General features: G+C 42.0%; 19 protein-coding genes. 7 read left to right on the top strand and 12 right to left on the bottom strand.

What is annotated here, in order from left to right; translation table 11 throughout:
* Window positions 1-12: 12 nt before the first annotated feature.
* From CCS02_RS20095 to CCS02_RS20080, 4 genes are all read right to left on the bottom strand, one after another.
* On the bottom strand, window positions 13-1,797 hold the full coding sequence (locus tag CCS02_RS20095) for an ATP-binding protein (protein WP_100637521.1): 1,785 nt from the start codon (window positions 1,795-1,797) through the stop codon (window positions 13-15).
* 173 nt (window positions 1,798-1,970) lie between these two features.
* A complete protein-coding gene (locus CCS02_RS20090; protein ID WP_100637520.1) occupies window positions 1,971-4,679 on the bottom strand; it encodes a hybrid sensor histidine kinase/response regulator in 2,709 nt (902 codons plus the stop codon).
* Window positions 4,680-4,758: 79 nt separating this feature from the next.
* Complete coding sequence (locus CCS02_RS20085; protein ID WP_100637519.1) at window positions 4,759-6,543, bottom strand: two-component system response regulator; 1,785 nt, start codon at window positions 6,541-6,543, stop codon at window positions 4,759-4,761.
* 359 nt (window positions 6,544-6,902) lie between these two features.
* Entirely contained in the window at window positions 6,903-7,505 is a 603-nt protein-coding gene (locus CCS02_RS20080) for a YitT family protein (protein WP_100187109.1), read from the bottom strand.
* Between the two features lie 265 nt (window positions 7,506-7,770).
* On the opposite strand from CCS02_RS20080, the gene CCS02_RS20075 reads away from it, so the two are divergent.
* From CCS02_RS20075 to gloA2, 3 genes are all read left to right on the top strand, one after another.
* Window positions 7,771-8,658, top strand: a complete 888-nt coding sequence (locus tag CCS02_RS20075; protein WP_100637518.1) for a LysR substrate-binding domain-containing protein — start codon at window positions 7,771-7,773, stop codon at window positions 8,656-8,658.
* A gap of 114 nt (window positions 8,659-8,772) precedes the next feature.
* On the top strand, window positions 8,773-9,723 hold the full coding sequence (locus CCS02_RS20070) for a LysR family transcriptional regulator (RefSeq protein WP_012071055.1): 951 nt from the start codon (window positions 8,773-8,775) through the stop codon (window positions 9,721-9,723).
* 26 nt (window positions 9,724-9,749) lie between these two features.
* Window positions 9,750-10,139: an SMU1112c/YaeR family gloxylase I-like metalloprotein gene (gene gloA2, locus CCS02_RS20065; protein WP_100187107.1), complete on the top strand. Its 390-nt coding sequence runs from the start codon at window positions 9,750-9,752 to the stop codon at window positions 10,137-10,139.
* A gap of 142 nt (window positions 10,140-10,281) precedes the next feature.
* Here the strand turns inward: gloA2 and CCS02_RS20060 are convergent, their stop codons facing one another.
* Window positions 10,282-10,905 (bottom strand): peroxiredoxin, encoded by a 624-nt coding sequence (locus CCS02_RS20060; protein WP_072841301.1) that lies wholly within the window; start codon window positions 10,903-10,905, stop codon window positions 10,282-10,284.
* Window positions 10,906-10,990: 85 nt separating this feature from the next.
* Window positions 10,991-11,323, bottom strand: coding sequence for a Grx4 family monothiol glutaredoxin (gene grxD / locus CCS02_RS20055; protein ID WP_072841300.1), 333 nt, complete (start codon window positions 11,321-11,323; stop codon window positions 10,991-10,993).
* A 242-nt stretch (window positions 11,324-11,565) separates the two neighbouring features.
* Between grxD and argF the strand changes: the two genes are divergently transcribed.
* Window positions 11,566-12,471: an ornithine carbamoyltransferase gene (gene argF / locus CCS02_RS20050; RefSeq protein WP_100187106.1), complete on the top strand. Its 906-nt coding sequence runs from the start codon at window positions 11,566-11,568 to the stop codon at window positions 12,469-12,471.
* Window positions 12,472-12,559: 88 nt separating this feature from the next.
* Window positions 12,560-13,486, top strand: a complete 927-nt coding sequence (locus CCS02_RS20045) for a LysR family transcriptional regulator (RefSeq protein ID WP_249422120.1) — start codon at window positions 12,560-12,562, stop codon at window positions 13,484-13,486.
* 227 nt (window positions 13,487-13,713) lie between these two features.
* Here the strand turns inward: CCS02_RS20045 and CCS02_RS20040 are convergent, their stop codons facing one another.
* From CCS02_RS20040 to CCS02_RS20015, 6 genes are all read right to left on the bottom strand, one after another.
* Window positions 13,714-15,228 carry an ATP-binding protein gene (locus CCS02_RS20040; RefSeq protein WP_198515428.1) on the bottom strand — a complete coding sequence of 505 codons (1,515 nt, stop codon included), beginning with the start codon at window positions 15,226-15,228 and terminating at the stop codon, window positions 13,714-13,716.
* Window positions 15,229-15,234: 6 nt separating this feature from the next.
* Complete coding sequence (locus CCS02_RS20035) at window positions 15,235-15,954, bottom strand: response regulator (RefSeq protein WP_012071062.1); 720 nt, start codon at window positions 15,952-15,954, stop codon at window positions 15,235-15,237.
* A 64-nt stretch (window positions 15,955-16,018) separates the two neighbouring features.
* The gene (locus CCS02_RS20030; protein WP_100187105.1) at window positions 16,019-16,474 is read right to left on the bottom strand and encodes a DUF1499 domain-containing protein; all 456 of its coding nucleotides are present in this window, start codon (window positions 16,472-16,474) and stop codon (window positions 16,019-16,021) included.
* Between the two features lie 29 nt (window positions 16,475-16,503).
* A complete protein-coding gene (gene rluB, locus CCS02_RS20025; RefSeq protein WP_072841297.1) occupies window positions 16,504-17,406 on the bottom strand; it encodes a 23S rRNA pseudouridine(2605) synthase RluB in 903 nt (300 codons plus the stop codon).
* 115 nt (window positions 17,407-17,521) lie between these two features.
* Complete coding sequence (locus CCS02_RS20020) at window positions 17,522-18,142, bottom strand: L-threonylcarbamoyladenylate synthase (protein WP_072841296.1); 621 nt, start codon at window positions 18,140-18,142, stop codon at window positions 17,522-17,524.
* A 71-nt stretch (window positions 18,143-18,213) separates the two neighbouring features.
* On the bottom strand, window positions 18,214-19,065 hold the full coding sequence (locus CCS02_RS20015) for a PHP domain-containing protein (protein ID WP_072841295.1): 852 nt from the start codon (window positions 19,063-19,065) through the stop codon (window positions 18,214-18,216).
* 83 nt (window positions 19,066-19,148) lie between these two features.
* On the opposite strand from CCS02_RS20015, the gene CCS02_RS20010 reads away from it, so the two are divergent.
* On the top strand, window positions 19,149-19,685 hold the full coding sequence (locus CCS02_RS20010; protein WP_100637517.1) for a septation protein A: 537 nt from the start codon (window positions 19,149-19,151) through the stop codon (window positions 19,683-19,685).
* A gap of 2 nt (window positions 19,686-19,687) precedes the next feature.
* Complete coding sequence (locus CCS02_RS20005; RefSeq protein WP_100637516.1) at window positions 19,688-19,990, top strand: YciI family protein; 303 nt, start codon at window positions 19,688-19,690, stop codon at window positions 19,988-19,990.
* Window positions 19,991-20,022 lie beyond the last annotated feature (32 nt).

Here is a 20,022-nt window from a genome sequence, read left to right as displayed (position 1 = left end):
CTCTAAAAGTGTCTAAAAGTTCTCTAAAAGAGAGCTCAATAAAACGTATTGTGCACCCAAATGCTGGGCAATATCCTGACCTCGGCCACGCTTAACCGGCGCGTTTTCAGTATCGATCAGTACAGTGTTGCCCTGTAAAACAAGATCGGACACATCAGCTTGGGTGCGACCATCGGTCAATATGTAAGTTTGGCTGTGCAAGCCAGTGGTTGTCTTATGTTGTTGCGCCAAATACTGACTGGCGTTTTCTATAGCAACGCGAAACGGCGTACCGCCACCAGCACCTAAATCATCAAGTAAGTCTGAGATTTCTTTTGGCGCACGGACTTTTGGCAAAATCGACGACACACCGTCCTGCCCAAAACCTAAAATCGTAATCTGTTCTCGGGCTAAATACGCACGGTTGGCAATGTCTAAAATTACCCCCTTGGCTTGAGCAAAAACGCCTTGGCTCAAGGTTGATGCCGACGTATCTAACAACACCAAGTGCAAAACAGATTGACCCGTTTTGGCTGGCTTATGCGTCAGGTTTTTCGGCGGCCATTCTTGTGGGTGACTAACGATGCTGCGAAACCAATCAATGCCATCCGCTGATTGAAGATCAACAGATGACGCAACATCAGGACGATAACCGCCCAATTGCTTGCCTTTGCGCTTTCCCGGCGTCACCTCATCAATACGAGTGCGAGTTGAATTTCTTTCGTTCAACTCGTCATGAATGGCGACACGAATCGGCGCGCTACTAGCAAGTGCTTGTGACTCCATACTTCCCCACTCACCTGAACCATTTTGCTCATTTGTCTGATTGTCTTTAGAGCTTTCTTGATCTTGTGGCTGATCACCTTTATTTAGTGAAGGCGAACGTGAATGATCAGGACGACGAGACGGTGGTGGGCTTGGAGGCTGTGACTGGTTCTGAGTTTTAGCTTGGCGTCTATGTGCCAATACCAAATCTTCCACCGCTTGAATATCGTCCAAAGCAACGGTTTTTGCGCCACGCCAAGCAGCATGAGTCATCGCAGCTCGAATCCAAACAATGTCGCCACGCACACCATCAATATTTGCTAACTGACAGCGAGTCGCGACTTCTAAACGTAATTCATCAGAACAGCGCACTTGTGCCAAGGCTTGTCTTGCTAAACGAATGCTGTTTTTTAAATTACGCTGTTTGTATTTAAAGGCATCACAAAAGGCCTGTGAATCTTGATCGTATTCGTCTCGCAGACGGACAATCTGTACTCGCTCTTCAAGGCTATATTGATTCACTAATTCGACCATTAACCCAAAACGGTCTTTTAACTGCGGACGCAATTCACCTTCGTCTGGGTTCATAGTACCAACCAATAAGAAACGTGCCGCGTGTTCATGGCTAATACCATCACGCTCAACACGATTCACACCGCTGGCTGAAACATCTAAAAGTTGATCAACTAAATGGTCGGCAAGTAAGTTCACTTCATCGACATACAACACACCGCCGTGAGCTTTGCTCAATAAACCAGGCTTAAACGCGACGTGTTTGTCTTGCAGAACTTGCTCTAAATCGAGAGCGCCAAGCAAACGATCTTCACTGGTGCCAAGAGGTAAAGTGGCAAAAGGAACAGGCTCTTCACCTTGTAAAGCAGGCATCACCCCAGACAAACCGCGAGCCAAGGTAGACTTTGCTGATCCACGCGGACCGCTTATCAAAACACCGCCAATTTGGGGATTAATCGCACACAAAATCAACGCTAACTTCAACGGCTCTTGCCCCGCCACTGCGGTAAAAGGAAAGTCACTAGAGGCTAAACGGGTCATTGAGCTACCTGTTGCGGTTCATTAAGTTCAAAAGGAAATCATAAGCCGTCTATTGTAGGCGTTTTCCCTATGATTTGTCTTGTTTGACCTTAACTAGGCAGCAGATTCCTGTCAAACCTAAAGCCTTCAGCATGGCTTGAACAAAACGCATGCCTGTGAAGAAACGATGTGGGTTATTCGTTCTCTGTCTGATACTTATCAATCAATGTTTCTACCAATCCCAAATCAAATTGATTGATCGCCGCTTGAAGGGCTTTTTGCTGATTCTTAGGCAATGATTGACGTAATACCTGAAATACCTCTTCGGTGGTTTGCACATCGCCACTTTGTGCAGCCAATAACAATGGCAGCCAATCTTCTGGTGTTAAATCAGGTAATAGCTCTGGTAACTCGACTGTGTGGGCGCTTTCTTCAGATTGCTCATCAGTAGCCTTTTGTGTCGCAGTGGTTTCAATGATAGGAACAAATTTCACATCAAGATGTGCAACTAAGGCTTTGTAAATATCTTCTATTTGATAAGGCTTAGCGATGACCTGCCAAAAACCATCATCCAATAGAGCTTGCTGTTCATGCACCAATGTCGATGCTGTTACCGCTATCACAGGAATCAATTGTTCCTGATCTTCTTGTTGAATGAATTTTAATAAGTCTATACCGGTTTTGTTGGGCATTCGAATATCGGTCATCACTAAATCTGGCGGATTCGCTTTGAAGGCTTTTATAGCTTGCTCGCCGTCTTCTGCTTCAATGATCTGACAACCAGCCTTTTCTAACAATGACACTAGAATATCTCGCGACCATTCATCATCTTCCGCCACCAAAACTCTGATGGGGTTATTAAGTCTCATATTAAGCAGTGTGTCTTGCTCATCACAGTCAGTCGCTTCGCTGTCTTCAACTTTAGACAATGGCAAATCAACTACAATTTGTGTACCGACACCCTCGCTACTTTTAACAGACAAAGTCCCGTTCATCAGTTTGACCAACGTCGTCGATAGAGACAAACCTAACCCTGTGCCGCCAGATGCCTCACCCGCTTTCCCCTGTATAAACGGCGTGAACAGGTGATCCATTAATTCAGCTTCTATTCCTGGACCTGTATCTTCGATGCTGATATGAATACGATCCTCTACAATCTGAACGGCCGCTTTCACGTAACCTTGAGCTGTGAATTTCACAGCATTACCCAGTAAGTTGGTAATTATTTGCTGGAATTTAACGGGATCTATCCAGACAAACTGCCGCTCGTCTATATCACACTCGACAATAAGCTCTAGACCTTTTTCCTGAGCTTGACCTTGAAAGAGCTTACTAATCTGACTAACTTCGCGACAGAGATTAACTTTTTGCTCGTGTAGCACAAGCCGTCCAGACTCTATTCGGGCTATGTCTAAAATGTCGTTAATCAAGCCCAATAAACGATGCCCAGCACTCGCAATGGATAAAAAACGCGTTCTAGAAACGCCAGTTAATTGGTTGTCTTCACTAATCAGCTGTGCGTAGCCAATAATCGCATTTAATGGCGTACGAATTTCATGACTCATATTAGCTAAGAAATGGCTTTTTGCCTGGCTGGCTTGCTCTGCAGCTTCTTTTGCTTGCTCCAACTCCATGGACACATGTTTTTGCTCGGTAATATCATTCATGATGTCACCAACAGAGGTTGCCTTGCCATTTTCATCACGCAATAAAAAATAGGTTTCGTAGGTTGCGAAGATATGACCATCTAAGCTCTTGGCCTGCAACTCACCCTCCCAAACACCGTGCTCTCTCACATAAGGAATCACTGTTTCTTTCAGAAACTTTTGGCTAACTTCAGGATAAAATTCAAGATAATTATATTCGGCTAAAGACGCATCACTGGCCTCTTCACCCACACCAAGAAGTGAACGTATTTTTTTATTAAAATATGTAATATCGCCATCCAAAGTAGCCATGGCAAAGCCTTGCGCAGAGTTATCTGCAAAGCTTTTAAATAACTTAAGCTGGTTAAACAGGAGATGACGCTCAGTAATATCTCGGGCAATTCCTAAAGTGCCACGAAAATTGATAGAAGGTTCAATTACTGGAACTCGATGGATTTCAAATAAACACGGCTCGCCCCCATCTTTTGGGTAGCCCCAACTTTGCTCATGAGAAGTAATGCCCGTTTGTAAGGTTAAATCTCCTCTGCTTTGATAATAATCACCTTTGCCATCCAAATTTAAATCTAAATCACTTTTTCCTTTTATCTCTAGCGCAGTGAGTTGATTAAAGTCTAAAAAAGCTTGGTTACAGTCGAGGTAATTTCCTTGCTCATCTTTTGACCAGACAATATCAGGAATGTTATTTAACAAGGAGGATAAGGTAAGTTCTCGGCGACGCGCTTCTTCACGCGCAACGATCAAAGCGGTTTCAGTTTCAACTAGATGGCCTATTTCTTCAAAAATCCCAGCTACACTCAAAACACGATGGTGGCTATCTCTACGAGTAACGCTACCGCGCATCTCTATCCAAAAACATTCATTAAGATGATTCTGAATCTGTAAACGTATCGATTTAGGCGCGAGATGTGTTTCTTGTTCGAGTAACGCAGTTTTCCATGTATTGAAAGTTATTTGATCTTCTGATGATAAAAACGCCAACCAATCTTCTAGGCGCTTTGGTGTTTTTTGTTCTTCAAAACCAAGTTGCATAAAGAATTCAGAAGAAGCATATAAACGACCCGTTTCAGGAAACCATTCCCAAACGCCTGCGTTAGTAGCGAGAATCGCTCTCGAATAGCGGCGCTGTAATAGCTTAAAACGAAAAAGAAAAGCGAGTTGCAAAGCAACCAGTACAAAAGCGGTTAGGCAAAATAAACTAGCAAACACTTTGAGTAAAATGGGAAACTCTATATCCATGATAAATCCCTAAAAAACACCAGAAGTAACTTTATTGGCTTTAAAAGCCCGATACCAAGTCGCGCGAGTACAACTTGTGCTAAAGCTTTTCCGGCTTATGGAAAAAATATCCCTGCCCCCACTCAACACCTAAAAGCTTTAACTTATCCACGATAGCTTGGTTTTCGACAAACTCTGCCACAACAGGTTTATTAAGCATCTTAGCCAACTTCACAATCGAGTCGACCATACCGTAGTGAATTTCGTTTACATGCATGTCTTTAATAAACATGCCATCAATCTTAATTAAATCAAATGGCAAATCCATCAAATACGCAAAGGACGAGAAGCCCGTACCAAAATCATCTAAAGCAATGGTACAGCCATGTTCGTGAAGCAAAGACATAAACCTACGTGTATCCGCAAAGTTATTAAGCGCTTCTGTTTCTGTGATTTCAAAGCAGAATTTACTGCCATCTAATTGATAGTGCTTTAACTGCTCAATAATAAATTCGGCAAAATTGGCCTGTCGCACCGACAGCGCTGACACATTCAACGCCACCTGATCAATTTCGTCCCACAAACCAGCACGCTCTGCCAATTGCTGCATGGTATTACTAATCACCCAGCGATCTATTTTGGAGACGATACCAAAACGCTCAGCTGCTCGGATAAAATCATTGGGGTAAATTAAACCACCAGTTTCTTCGTCTTTCAGTCGAACTAATATTTCTATTTTCTTTTTCGGTTCATCGTTAATCAATGAACACACTTGTTGAAAATGCACTTCGAATAAATCTTTATCGAGGCCGTCAATAATACGCAGCCCCCAGTTTAAATTCCCCCTATGCTCATCATAAGCAAGGTCTTTGGCATTCTTGATAATTCGAGAATGAATGCCCGATTTTTTACTTGAATAACAAATTTCGTCAGCCAACATAACAACTTGTTCAAAAGACACCATATCAAGCGTAATTGGGATAGCAACTTGCGTCACAGTCATTCGAAACTGACGCTCATCCCATACAAATGCAAAGTTCTTGAAACCTTGTTGTAGTAAGCGGAAAAAAGATTCGACCGCCTCATCTCCGCCTTGACTGATAACAATGGCAAATTTATCACCGCTTAAGCGAGCACAAAAATCTCGTTGAGGATCGGCAAGTTCACTCATCATAATGGCCAGTTGATACAACAATTCATCACCGGCAATACAACCGCATGAATCATTTATCAGACGAAATTCATTCACGTCAATTAAAATAAAATAAGGTATATGCTCGGCTGTTTGGGCTTGAATTCCGGAAATAAGATTAGAAATGTATTCGTCTAGCGCATCACGGTTATAGAGTTGAGTGACAAAATCATGCTGTGCAAGATAGTTCAGTCGATCTTGCATATAGCGTCTTTCGTTCACTTCTTTTCGAAGGTTTCGATTTACCAAATTCAGATCGGCAGTGCGCTCACGAACCTTCTCTTCTAGTGACGAGGTAAGCTCTCTTAACTCATTCACCAATTGGAATTTTTCCAGCTGGTGTTGAACTCTGGAACGGACTTCTTCAATTCGAATAGGCTTACTGATGTAATCATTGCCGCCAGCCTCAAAACCTCGACTTATATCATCAGCCAACGCGGTAACAAAAATAATAGGCACATCTTTATGATGCGGATGGCATCGAATTCGACGACAGGTCTCGAACCCGTCAATTCCCCCCATCATGACATCTAACAAAATTAAACACGGCTGGGTTCGATCTAGCAGTTCCAGAGCTCGTTCGCCGGAGTTTGCTACAGAAATTTGGCAATCCAATGCATCCATTACTTCCTTTAAAACGCGTAAATTCTCTGGAACATCATCGACAATTAACACCGTTGGGGACTGCTTCATACCTAGCTATGCCTTTTCTATGATTTAACAATCACTTAAATAAAGTAATTAAAACGCCACGATTGAACAATTATTAAGTAATACCCCTAAATACTACCTCTGTTTCTTATAAAATATCCATCTAAGTTATCTATAAAAAGCCTAGAATAAAAATTAGCAGATAATCCTAAGCACAAAATAAAACTAGATTGTACAAGGGTCTCAAATGAAGACTCATTAAAGCGCTGAATGATAGGAAATATACAAATTAGATACGAGGCATGCACTAATGTGGATCAAGGAAAGTCCACATTAACACACGCTGATAAAACGACTTGTTAAAAAAAGAGTCAAATAAAAGTAAAGATCGACTTTATACCTTAAACTTTGGCATCTACCATCACTATTTGCGCCCACTTTGGTGGACGATGATAACGGCCAACTACTGAACTTAATAATAAGAACGCAAGTAACGAGTAGGCTAAATGGCTCCAATCAAGAAACACCACAGCCGCCATCAATACCGCAATATCCGCAACTAACGTTGTTTTACTCGCATGAACACCAAATCGCCGCTCTAAATACACAGATAAGATATTTAGCCCGCCTAAAGAAGCATTATGGCGGAACAAGATAATTAGCCCAAAACCAACTAATAAGCCACCTAGAGCACCCGATAAAAGAGGATGCATCGATAGAACAACATATTGTTTCATCAGTTCAGAAAGCAAAGACAACAGACTAACACTGGCAAAGGTACGTAAGGTAAAGTCTCGCCCTAGTGTGTACCAAGCTAATATGTAAAAAGGAATATTAAGCAAGAAAAACAACTGCCCAAAAGATAAATCAGTAACCCGCAACAGAATCATTCCAGCGCCTGCAGTGCCGCTAATAAGCAACCCAGCGGAATTTAAAATATGCAAGCCTAAGGCAACAAGCAGACAACCCTCAATAATAGAGAGCCAACGATGAGTGGTTTTCATAAAACGTCCTTAACAAGAGTCGTATTAACTTTTGGTTAATAACAAAGGTTTGTAAAAATCGCTTCTTGTGAAAGCGGATAACACAGACCACATTCAATTCAGTAAATTCAGCACTGAGTTTCTCAGTTAAAACTGAAGCACATTTCATACCATAACTTCAGAATATACAATTGCTTATGGACTTTTATTTGTCTCTTGGATCATTTATCAACAGGGAAGCGAATAGCACTACTCATCAAAACAGAAACAAGGCTACAATAGCCAAATGAGAATCACACTTAGACAATTACAAATATTTGAAGCGGTTGTTCACACAGGATCCGTTACTGCTGCTGCAGAAATGGTTTCCATCAGCCAACCTGCTGCAAGCCAAGCACTAAGAGAGCTAGAAGCTCTTTTAGGTCGGCCTCTTTTCCGCCGCCACGGCAAACGTTTGCAAATAACACCACAAGCAAGGCACCTCCTCCCACAAGCTCGTGCAGTTCTCAGTCAAATAGAACAAATCGAGAGCATGGGCAACGAAGATGAGCTAAGCGGCTCGTTGCATTTGGCTGCCAGTGTGAGTGTTGGTAATTATCTACTGCCTAAACAGATGTCTTTGTTTAAACGTCAACACCCTAACATTCGTTTTAACTTAGACATTGGCAATACACAAAGCGTGATTCAACAATTACTAACAGGCAAAGCCGAAGTCGGTTTTATCGAAGGCTACTGCCAACACGCAGAATTGATGACCCAAGTATGGTTAAAAGACGAACTTGTGGTATTTGGTTCCGCTGAAGAAGAACGCCCTGAGAATTTATCTTGGGAAGACTTAAAAGAGGCCAGCTGGGTAATGCGCGAATCCGGCTCTGGTACTCGCAATATATTAGAACAAGCCACTGCGGCTCAAATTCCACAGCTTAATGTCGTCCTTTCCCTTGCTCACATGGAAGCGGTAAAACAAGCCGTCATTCATCAAATGGGACTTGGCTGTTTGTCTCGTATGGCTATATCCCAAGAACTCAACGCTGGGCTAATACGTCTTTATCAAACACCATTAGAACTAAACCGAAACCTATTAATTGTCACACCAAAGAACACCGCACTAACCCAAAACGCCCAGCGCTTTATCGATCTCTGCTGTACAGTGCCGATCCTATCAAATACATAAAATATACATTTTTAGACCTTTGCTAGATTATTTAGCATTTGCGGTTGAAGTTTACGCAAAGGTCAATACAATAAATTCATACAATATATAAATTATGCGAATCACATAAAAAGTATGAATATTAATAAAATAGATCTTAATCTTCTTATTTATCTCGATGTCTTACTGCGAGAATGCAACGTCACGCGCTCTGCAAATCAGCTAAACATCACACAGCCAGCGATGAGCAATGGCTTAAAGCGTCTAAGAGACTTGTTAAGCGACCCATTGCTAGTCCGCACTAGTGAAGGCATGAAGCCAACTGAGAAAGCCTTACGCCTACAACCTATCGTGCGCAAAGTTCTATTAGAACTAGAAGAAGCTCTGCAGCCAGAAGCAGACTTTAACGAAAGTATTAGTACGCGTGTATTTCGTATCATGGCGAGTGACTATGCCGCTTCAACCGTTATTCCGCGACTACTTAACCGTCTACGGGAATTTGCTCCTGGCATTACGCTCGACATAATGACGCCAAGTGATGTCACCTTTCATGATGTTGAGGCCGGCAAAATCGATATGGCCATTAACCGTTTTGAAGAATTACCTCAGTCCTTCCATCAAAAAAGTGTCTGGTTTGATACCTTTGTCTGCATGATGAGCTCAAAAAATCCTGTCAAAGACCATTTTGATATTGAAGCATACTTACAAGCCCAGCACATTTGGGTGAGTAAAACAGGCTTTGGTGTGGGTGTCGGCATGGACCCAAACGACGTACAGAAATTAGGCTGGGTTGATGAGGCACTACAAGCTCTTGATCATAAACGCAGCATTCGGGTGTTTACTAGAAGTTACCACACCGCGATGCACTTGGCTCTTGAGCAAGATCTTATTGCCACTCTTCCTAAAAAAGTCGCTATGGTTAATAAAAAGAACCCTGATCTAGTCATTCTTGATCCACCATTCGATATTCCAGAAATTGAACTAAAAATGATTTGGAGCCCGCTACTACATCATGATGCCAGTCATATTTGGTTCAGAAGACAAGTCATTGATGTGGCAAATGAGCTAAAAGCACAAGCTAAATAATAAGAGCCATCAGAAGACACAAAACTATGTTCAACGTTTCTCATGTTCATCACGTCGCCATCATTTGCTCTGACTATTTGGTCTCAAAACGATTTTATAGTGAGATTCTTGGCTTTCGCATACTAAAAGAGACTTATAGAGAAGAACGTCAGTCTTATAAATTAGACCTTGCCATTAATGACCAACAACAAATTGAGCTTTTCTCATTTCCATCACCACCAGCACGTCCTTCTCGGCCTGAGGCGCAAGGCTTAAGACACTTAGCCTTTGCAGTAGAAAATTTAGAAGACTGTATTAAACATCTAAATCAACAAGGTGTGATCACGGAAGACATTCGATTGGATGAGCTGACTGGCAAGCGTTTTACTTTCTTTGCCGATCCAGACGACTTACCGCTTGAGCTTTACGAGCTATAGCCTCAATAGCGGCATTTAAAGCCAGCACTTATAAACCGGCATTTAAAATCATCGCTTAAAGCCAATAACTCAAGTCAAAAAAACGCCCACTACTTTACAGCAGTGAGCGTTCTGTTCTTCTCTTACTATAAAACAAAGAGTCTTATAGAGATTTAGAGTTTTCAGCAAGGTAAGACGCAACACCTTCTGGAGAAGTTGTCATGCCTTTGTCGCCTTTGTTCCAACCAGCTGGACAAACTTGACCATGCTCTTCGAAGAATTGAAGCGCATCAACAACACGAACCAATTCATCCATGTTACGGCCAATCGGCTCATCGTTTACAACTTGTGAACGAACAATACCTTTTTGGTCGATAACAAAAGACGCACGCATAGCAACACCAGCTGGGTAGTATGAATCACCACCTTCTGACTCAATGCCGTATGCTTTTGCGATTGCATGATCCATGTCTGCTGCTAATGTATATTCAACAGCACCGATACCACCTTGCTCAACTGGAGTATTACGCCAAGCGTTGTGAGTAAAATGAGAATCGATAGAAACACCGATGACTTCTACGCCCATTTCACGGAATTTATCCATACGGTGAGACATAGCAATGATTTCTGAAGGACATACGAATGTGAAATCTAACGGGTAGAAGAACACGATTGCGTATTTGCCTTTGATTGTTTCAGCAAGGTTGAAAGAATCAACAATTTGGCCATCTGCCAATACGGCTGGAACTGTAAAATCTGGGGCTTTTTTACCAACTAAAATAGACATCTTTAACGTCTCCTTTTATTGCTTAATATTTAAAGGCTAATGTTTAACTCAACAATGTCGCTTACCATCATAACCGACACAAAACTTATTCTTCAGAAGAAGAACCGACTGCTTCGTTGATCAAAGTCTGTAGTTCACCGTTAGCAGCCATTTCAACGATAATATCGCAACCACCCACTAACTCGCCTTTAACCCAAAGCTGTGGGAATGTTGGCCAGTTAGCAAACTTTGGTAGCTCAGCACGAATATCAGGATTATCTAGGATATTTACAAACGCAAAACGCTCGCCGCAGGACATTAATGCTTGCACTGCCTGAGATGAAAACCCGCACTGTGGAGCGCGAGGGTTGCCTTTCATGTACAACAAAATATCGTTACTGCTAATCTGCTCTTTAATTGTTTCGATTGTATTACTCATGCTAAAAACCTCGCTATGCAACTGTCTTTGGTAAGGACAAACGAATTATTAATGCCCTTACTAAATTCAAGTCTATTAAATTCATTAAACTTGCATCAGTTTATTGGGTCTCGTGGTGTATTTACAACCCCAAAAAGATGCTTTCCTTTCTACTTTCTCTTGTTAATTGCCCTTTACTCGCCTACCTGAGTGTATTAAATTGGTCGATTCCCTTTTTCCAAAGACATACAAGGAGTCCTAGCGTGTCGCCTAGACATTTTCTTACTCTGAAGGATCTATCTTCTGACGAGTTAAAACGGTTACTACTACGAGCTTCTGAGCTTAAGAAAATCCATCACGAAGGCACTCTATTTCAACCGCTGAAAAACCGAGTTTTAGCGATGATATTTGAAAAGTCATCGACCCGAACTCGAGTTTCTTTTGAGGCGGGTATGGCTCAATTTGGCGGACACGCATTGTTTCTTTCCTCTCGAGATACGCAATTGGGACGTGGCGAACCAGTTGAAGACAGCGCACGCGTTATTTCAAGCATGGTAGATGCCGTAATGATCAGAACCTTTGATCATAAAACCGTCGAAACGTTTGCCAAATACTCATCTGTCCCTGTTATTAACGCTTTGACTGATGACTATCACCCATGCCAACTGCTTGCTGATATGCAAACATATCAAGAACACCGCGGATCTATCGAAGGCAAAAAAGTCGTCTGGGTTGGTGATGGCAACAACATGTGTAATTCCTACATTAATGCAGCAGCTATGCTCGACTTCCAATTAGTCGTTGCTTGCCCAGTAGGCTATGAACCCAATGCAGATTTGGTTGCAGAACACGCTGATCGCGTAACTGTGCTTCACAATGCGCATGAAGCAGCCAAAGGCGCGGATCTAATCGTCACTGACGTATTTGCCTCAATGGGCCAAGAAGACGAACAGGAACAGCGCCTAAAAGACTTTGATGGCTTCCAAGTGAATGCCGAACTAATGGCTAAGGCTAATCATGATGCCTTATTCATGCACTGTCTGCCAGCTCACCGAGGCGAAGAAGTGTCTGCTGACGTAATAGATCATCCAGACTGTGTTGTTTGGGATGAAGCAGAAAATCGCTTACACGCACAAAAAGCACTGCTTGAATTTTTGCTCTGCCACTAACACAATATCAAGGCTCGTAAGGATCCCCTTCCCTACGAGCTTTTTTTTGCCCCCAAACATTAAAAAGACGCATCAACCGTGAATTACTATGAGCATTATTGAAGTTAGGCATTTAAAAACACTGACCGCACTCAGAGAAACCGGCAGCTTAGTCGAAGCGGCCGAACGAGTTCACTTGACACAATCAGCTTTATCTCACCAACTTAAAGATCTTGAAGAAAAGCTAGGATGCCCACTTTTCATTCGAAAAACGAAACCAGTTCGTTTTACCAGCGCTGGACTGCGTTTATTACAATTAGCAGATGATGTGCTACTTTCATTCCGTTCGGCCCAGCGCGACATTCAACGCTTCGCTGAAGGGGAAAGTGGACGCCTGCACATCGCTATTGAATGCCACAGCTGTTACGAATGGCTGATGCCAACCATTGACCATTTCCGCGAACATTGGCCGGATGTCGAGCTCGACCTTTCTACAGCCTTTGGTTTCATGCCATTACCAGCTCTTGCTCGTGGCGATTTGGATCTGGTCGTGACATCCGATCCACAAGACATTCCAAATATTGAATACATCCCATTGTTTCAATATGAGTCTCAGGTCGCCTTATCCAGACATCATGCTCTGGCAAAAAAAGAATTTCTAACACCGGAAGATTTTGCGAAAGAAACACTTATTACCTATCCGGTCGAAACGGAACGCTTGGATATTTTTAAACACTTCCTAAACCCAGCGGACGTGTCACCAGCTAAAATTCGTCATAGTGAATTGACGCTGATGATGATGCAGTTGGTAGCAAGCGGTCGCGGTGTCTGTTGCTTACCAAATTGGGCATTAACAGAATACACCAACCGACAATATGTCATTACCAAGTCGTTAGGCGAAGAAGGCGTTTGGTGTAAGCTCTATTTGGCAATAAGAAAGGATCAGCGTGAAAACGCCTACATGGAAGATTTGATTTCTACCGCATCAAAAACCTGCTTTAAAAATCTAAAAGGCATTCTAGCGCCTGAACTTTAAAAACATCACTCAAAACCAACTTTCAAACGATTTCACGAGCGAAGACTAGACGAGGCAAAAATAGGCGAAAAAACGGATAACTACATGGATGTAGTTATTAGGGCTACGCAGGAAGCCAAAGCCGAGTTTATGGGTTATAAATGGGCCCATGTTGCTAAATCCATGAATAAGCGAGTCTATTTTTAACAAAGTATTGGCAAGCGCAGTAATCGTTACAGGTAACAGCATCAGGACAGAGAGTTCTGATGCTGATTACGCGACCAAATCAAACTAAATTTAGCGCCACCAGACTCACTGGCATCAATCAACACAGCACCACCATGCCAAAAAGCAATACGCTGAACAATCGCCAAACCTAGTCCATAACCACCTGAAGCTCGTGTACGACTGTTATCTAATCGCTGAAAAGGAATAAAGACCTTATCTCTATCTTCAAACGCAATACCTGGCCCATCATCTTCAATATCTAACTGCCAACGCTCTTCATCATGAGAGAAAGTAATAACAATCTTACCTGCTGCGTATTTTGAGGCATTTAAAATAAGGTTCTGTAACGCTCGACTCAAATGGTGCTCATCTGCTAAAACCAAATCTGTTTCATCGATATTTACCTCGACACTGAGATGCTGAAGTAATAAATGATTATGCTGTAAAATATCGCCAACCAGTTGAGAAATAGAAATCTCTTTGAAATTCAGCGCCAAAGAACCAGCTTCTAACTTCCCGTAAGTTAGCACCTCATCAACCAGTGTATTCAGTTCTTCAACATCGCCCTCAAGCGCTTCAATCGTTTTAGCAACATTATCATCTACCTCATCCTTCATCACCTCCAACCCAAATCGTAAACGGGCAATAGGCGTTCGCAACTCATGAGAAATAGCATTTATCATTTCACGTTGAACTTTTAGCAATCGTTGGATATGAGAAGACATCGAGTCAAAGGAATACGCTAGCTCTTTTAGCGTCCCACTACTGTCAGGAATACCTTTCGGTAAACCACTTCGACCACGGGCAATTTGACGAGTAATACTTTCGAATGTTTTGCGCTTAAAGTCCAAGGAGATAAGTTCACGCCAAATTAGCATCAGCATAATTGCAATACCGACACCGACCACAATAACCACAATTAAAGTCAAGGACACATTATCATCATGAACAACGGACAAATAGACGGTATTACTTGTATCCTTATCTTTCCAGACAAAGCCATATTCACTATAAGCGCCGCTCACTAGAGCTACAGCAGTTAATGGGCTAGAAACCTTAGAAGAAATTTCCTTCATAGAAAGACAAGACATACTTTTTAATAAGGTAACTTTGTCTGAGTAGGAAATATCATTTGCTAACAAAAACTGTGCTAACAATGACTCTATTTTAAAAAGCGGACGATCTTGATTAGCGTGTCCAATCAGAACCGGCTGATTAGTTTTTCCAAATGCAATCTGATAGCTATTATTAGGTAATTTAAGCCATTTTTTTTCTGCAATAAGAGAAGAAAGAGCCGCGATTGAAAACGGTTTAGAGGATTTGTAGGTCCAACTAAATTGGGAATCGGGAAGATCTTTTTGAATACCTGAAAGAAGTAAGACAGAGCTGATTTCAGCATCAACACAAAGCAATTGCTCAGCTCTTGATGCGCCAAAACGAATTTGAGTGAACTCCATGACGATGTAACAACACGCCACAATAACGACACCTCCAAAAATAAGGTGTCGATATAACCGCCACATTTCAGCTCGCATTCTATTCTATACTTCTTTTACGAACAGGTAGCCTTTACTGCGAATAGTCTTTATACGGCGAGGATGAATTGGATCATCACCTATTTTTGAACGTATACGGGAGATTCTAACGTCAACCGAGCGATCCTGACCATCATATTCAATGCCACGCAATTCACCAAAAATTTCTTCTCGGCTTAAAATACGACCAGCATTACTAGACAGCAACCATAACAAATCAAACTCGGCACTCGTTAGTTCGATTTCTTCTTCAAGTAACCAAGCTTCACGGCGAGAGTTATCAATAGTCAGTGGCCCAAAAGTCAAGTTTTGCTCCTCCTTGGAAAGATCAAGCGTCAAATCTACATCTTGTGTACTGCGACGCAACAAAGATTGAACTCGAGCCAACAACACTCTAGGTTTAGCTGGTTTAGATACATAATCATCAGCACCTATTTCTAAACCTAATATCTGATCAACATCGTCACTACGAGCAGTTAACATCAGAATAGGTCCTTTGTAGTCATTGCGAACACTTCTACACACTGTAAAACCATCTGCGCCCGGCAACATAAGATCTAGAATAACCAAAGATGGCTGCTCCTCAACAATACGGGAAATAGCTTTGCGTCCATCAGGCTCGATCCCAACAGTAAAGCCATTTTTTTGCAAATACTCTTGAGTGAGTAACGCCAAACGCTCATCGTCTTCAACAATCAAAATGGTTCTGTTGTCATCTATGCTCATGGGCAATCCTCGTCCAGTTGTTATCATTTTTAGTTTTAGTGACTTAAAATCAATTCGTTTAAAATCAATCTACTAGAAGACTTTGAATTTGTCTAACTCTCTCGCGGTTAATACCAAGATCAGAGTAGCCAACACGGGAAGCTGAACGGACATGAACAACACTGTCGGCTTCTGGTAGGTAAAACTCAACATCATCAATATAGCCAATCAAAGCACTTTTCACTTCAAAGTGAACATAGCCTAGTGTGCTACTAACCAGATGAGCATTCCCTTTGCTTAGTATAAAAGACTCAATAGACAACTGAGTCTTCATACGGTCACCTGTGTAAACTATAGGCTCTGCATAATGCTCCAAATCTTCCGGAGATGCTTGAGTTGACACACAGTTCGGGGACGAAGGACAAGACATCAGCCCGCCATCCGTGACACCAAGTCCTTCAGGCAATTTATTACTTATAGTGACGTATATAAAGAAACCTACGAACAAGACAACAATCAATGCAATTATCCAGCGAACCATGCCTCTACAACTCCTAAGCAATTTTCATCTTAACGAAACGATCTTTTACCTGGCTTTTTAGGTTTAAACTCAGGTTTGTCATTGCTCTGCCAATCAAAACCTTTAGGTGGCGCACGACGCGCTCCGCCTGCTGTTGCTTTGTTTTTGTGGCGTTTTAATTCTAATTTCTCTTGTTGGGTTTTTGGTGTCAATTCTGATAACTTAAGGTCAACCATGGCGCACAAAGAATTAACATCGGTTTCTTCCATTTCTACCCAACGTCCAACTTTTGCTTTTGAAGGCAAGAAGACAGGGCCGAAGCGAACACGTTTCAAACGGTTAACTTTTACACCTTGAGATTCCCAAAGACGACGAACTTCACGGTTACGCCCTTCCATCAAGCAAACATAGAACCAACGGTTAATGCCTTCACCACCGCCATCAACGATGTCCGTAAACTTGGCAACACCATCGTCTAAAATTATGCCTTTTTTCAACGCAGCTAGATTTTCATCAGTGACTTCACCCATCACGCGGACAAGGTATTCACGATCTATCTCAGTAGATGGATGCATCAATCGATTTGCTAATTCACCATCAGTGGTAAAAAGCAGCAAACCTGACGTATTGATATCCAAACGGCCAACAGCAATCCAACGCTCTCCGCGCAATTTTGGCAGTTTATCAAACACAGTAGGTCGACCTTCAGGATCTTTACGAGTACAGACCTCGCCTTCTGGTTTGTTATAAATAATAACACGGCGGTTTTCACCAGCCTCAGTCGCAATAATAGAGTAACCATCTATTGTGATCGTATCTTTTACGCTAACGCGGTCACCTAATGTGGCAACTTCGCCATTAACTAATACACGACCTTCACGGATACGAGTTTCCATTTCACGACGTGAACCTTGACCCGCTCTTGCTAATACTTTTTGTAACTTCTCGTCCATTACGAACCTCTTAGAGGGAATGCTTCTCAGCAACCCAGTTTTAGTAATATTAATTAACCATTTTTCGCATTATAAGCCACACAGCATGGGCCTTGACAGCTGAATATTAAAGATTTTACAGAAAGGGAGCAGGATCACCTGCGCCAACACGTACCACTTCAATACTATCTGCATCCATTTTAACGACCGTTGTCGGTTGTAACCCACAAAAACCGCCATCAATGACTAAATCTAGCGCATGTTCTAGAGTATCGCGAATATCATATGGATCTGTCATTGGATCTGTCTCTCCAGGCAAAATAAGAGAAACACTCATAATAGGTTCGCCCAATTCTTCTAACAAAGCAGACACTATGTTGTTATTCGGAACACGAATACCAATGGTCTTTCTTTTCGGATGCAATAATCGCCTAGGAACTTCCGATGTCGCATTAAAAATAAAAGTATAAGGACCCGGTGTATTATTTTTCAACAAACGATACAAGCGATTATCAAATCGCGCATAGGTTGATATTTCAGACAAATCTCGACACACCAAGGTAAAGTTATGTTTATCATCCAAACGACGAATTGCTCGAATTCGATCCAATGCATCTTTATCACCCAAATGACAACCGAGCGAATACCCACAGTCTGTTGGATACGCAATAACACCGCCGTTACGAATCACTTCTGCCGCTTGTTTTACCAAACGCGCTTGCGGGTTTTCTGGGTGTATCTGAAAAAATTGACTCAACCTATTCTCCACTAAAAAATATATAAATAATAACTCGTAACCAATTCAAGGGAGCTTAAAAATAAGCCGTGCTATTTCCAAGTCTGCCATACTAAATCTACTTCACTTTCGTGTATTTGCGTAAATTTACCCACCTGCATCCACGGACCAAACGGTCCATGATAATCACTTCCTACCGACGCTTTTAAGTCAAACTCTCTGGATAAGCGTTCAAGCAAACGAACACTGTCAGGGCGCTCATTACCCGAAACTACTTCTATTCCTGTACCACCCCATTTTTTGAAATCGCCTAATAGACGCTTTAACTTAGTTACAGTTAGAGGATAGCGCTTAGGATGAGCTAAAACTAATTCCATATTTTGGCCAGTAAGAGCTGTTAAAACATCCTCAAGTTCTGGCCAAACATCACGTAGCTGACCTAGCTTTTTATTACCTAAATAGCGATCAAACGCCTTATTGGCGTCTTTTACAAAACCTTTCTCTACCAGTAAAGTCGCAAAATGTGGTCGACCAAGTTGACTCTCGCCAGCTAGGGCAACCGCTTCATCAAACAAGTCAGGTAAACCTTGCTTCACCAATAGATCGGCTATACGTCGCGCTCGATCAAGACGTATAGCCTGATTTTTATTCACAATAGACAGCAAAGCTGTGTTGTCTAACGAGAAGTTCAACGCCACCATATGCAAAGGAACACCGCCCCATTGCGTCGACAGTTCAACACCATGAATAAAGCTAAGCCCATGCTCTACAGCTCGCTGACTGGCTTCGACAATACCATCGAGCGTATCATGGTCAGTTAGTGCAAACAGAGAAACGCCCTGCTCTACCGCAAGATCCACAAGCTCGGTTGGCGAAAAACGACCATCCGAACGTGTAGAGTGAGTATGTAAATCGACTTTTCGATAACTTGCTGCTTCAGGCATAGATTGGCTGTTCTTTAATAGGAATGGTGGTTATCATAAGACCAGCATACATACATTTTAGTATACATTCACTGGGTTTTTATATGAAAATACTGTTCGACTTTCTCCCTATTGTTATCTTCTTTGTTGTTTATAAAATGACAGGGAATATTATTCTTGCGACCGCAATTTTAATTCCCGCGACTATTATTCAGGTCGGTTTTACTTGGTTCAAGAACAGAACCATAGAAAAAATGCACTTAGTTTCTCTAGCATTAGTCGTGTTGCTAGGCGGTGCTACCGTCCTGCTAGGTGATGGTGATTTTATCAAATGGAAGCCAACGATCGTAAATGGTTTGTTTGCCATTGCATTTTTAGGCAGCCAATTCATCGGTGATAGAAACATCATTCAACGCATGATGGGTGATAAATTAGATTTGCCTTTCAAAGTATGGCGTACTTTAAACCTGGCATGGGTTGGATTTTTTATTATCTCTGGTGTCACCAACTTATACGTTGCGTTCTCGTATAGTGAAGAAATATGGGTAGATTTTAAACTGTTCGGTTTATTAGGAATGACCATTGTATTTATAATATTACAAGGCATTTACTTATCATCGCACTTACAAAATAAGGAATAACAATGCTTTACTCTATTATCGGTGAAGATGTAGCTAACAGCCTTGGCGCTCGCCAACAAGCTCGTCCTGCTCACTTAGCTCGCTTAGAAACACTGCAAAATGAGGGCCGTTTAGTATTAGCTGGCCCAAATCCAGCGATTGATTCTGATAATCCAGGCGACGCGGGGTTTAGCGGCAGTGTTGTAATTGCTGAATTTGCGAGTCTTGAGGCAGCAAAAGCTTGGGCTGATGCAGATCCTTATGTGGATGCTGGCGTTTACGAAAACGTAACGGTTAAACCTTTTAAGCAAGTTTTTCCGAACTAATTGAACGAAAAAGACTTAATAAAATGCCGCTA

The sequence above is a fragment of the Marinomonas sp. ef1 genome, assembly GCF_002806845.1.
Lineage (GTDB): Bacteria > Pseudomonadota > Gammaproteobacteria > Pseudomonadales > Marinomonadaceae > Marinomonas > Marinomonas polaris.
This window is presented reverse-complemented; position numbering and strand designations above follow the sequence as displayed.

Coding starts and splice junctions, on each gene's coding strand:
- gloA2 (WP_100187107.1), top strand. CDS start 9,750: ATGTTCAACGTTTCTCATGTTCATCACGTCGCCATCATTTGCTCTGAC.
- CCS02_RS20060 (WP_072841301.1), bottom strand. CDS start 10,905: ATGTCTATTTTAGTTGGTAAAAAAGCCCCAGATTTTACAGTTCCAGCC.
- CCS02_RS20080 (WP_100187109.1), bottom strand. CDS start 7,505: ATGAAAACCACTCATCGTTGGCTCTCTATTATTGAGGGTTGTCTGCTT.
- CCS02_RS20070 (WP_012071055.1), top strand. CDS start 8,773: ATGAATATTAATAAAATAGATCTTAATCTTCTTATTTATCTCGATGTC.
- CCS02_RS20040 (WP_198515428.1), bottom strand. CDS start 15,228: ATGCGAGCTGAAATGTGGCGGTTATATCGACACCTTATTTTTGGAGGT.
- CCS02_RS20095 (WP_100637521.1), bottom strand. CDS start 1,797: ATGACCCGTTTAGCCTCTAGTGACTTTCCTTTTACCGCAGTGGCGGGG.
- CCS02_RS20015 (WP_072841295.1), bottom strand. CDS start 19,065: ATGCCTGAAGCAGCAAGTTATCGAAAAGTCGATTTACATACTCACTCT.
- CCS02_RS20045 (WP_249422120.1), top strand. CDS start 12,560: ATGAGCATTATTGAAGTTAGGCATTTAAAAACACTGACCGCACTCAGA.
- grxD (WP_072841300.1), bottom strand. CDS start 11,323: ATGAGTAATACAATCGAAACAATTAAAGAGCAGATTAGCAGTAACGAT.
- CCS02_RS20005 (WP_100637516.1), top strand. CDS start 19,688: ATGCTTTACTCTATTATCGGTGAAGATGTAGCTAACAGCCTTGGCGCT.
- rluB (WP_072841297.1), bottom strand. CDS start 17,406: ATGGACGAGAAGTTACAAAAAGTATTAGCAAGAGCGGGTCAAGGTTCA.
- CCS02_RS20090 (WP_100637520.1), bottom strand. CDS start 4,679: ATGGATATAGAGTTTCCCATTTTACTCAAAGTGTTTGCTAGTTTATTT.
- CCS02_RS20030 (WP_100187105.1), bottom strand. CDS start 16,474: ATGGTTCGCTGGATAATTGCATTGATTGTTGTCTTGTTCGTAGGTTTC.
- CCS02_RS20035 (WP_012071062.1), bottom strand. CDS start 15,954: ATGAGCATAGATGACAACAGAACCATTTTGATTGTTGAAGACGATGAG.
- CCS02_RS20075 (WP_100637518.1), top strand. CDS start 7,771: ATGAGAATCACACTTAGACAATTACAAATATTTGAAGCGGTTGTTCAC.
- CCS02_RS20085 (WP_100637519.1), bottom strand. CDS start 6,543: ATGAAGCAGTCCCCAACGGTGTTAATTGTCGATGATGTTCCAGAGAAT.
- CCS02_RS20010 (WP_100637517.1), top strand. CDS start 19,149: ATGAAAATACTGTTCGACTTTCTCCCTATTGTTATCTTCTTTGTTGTT.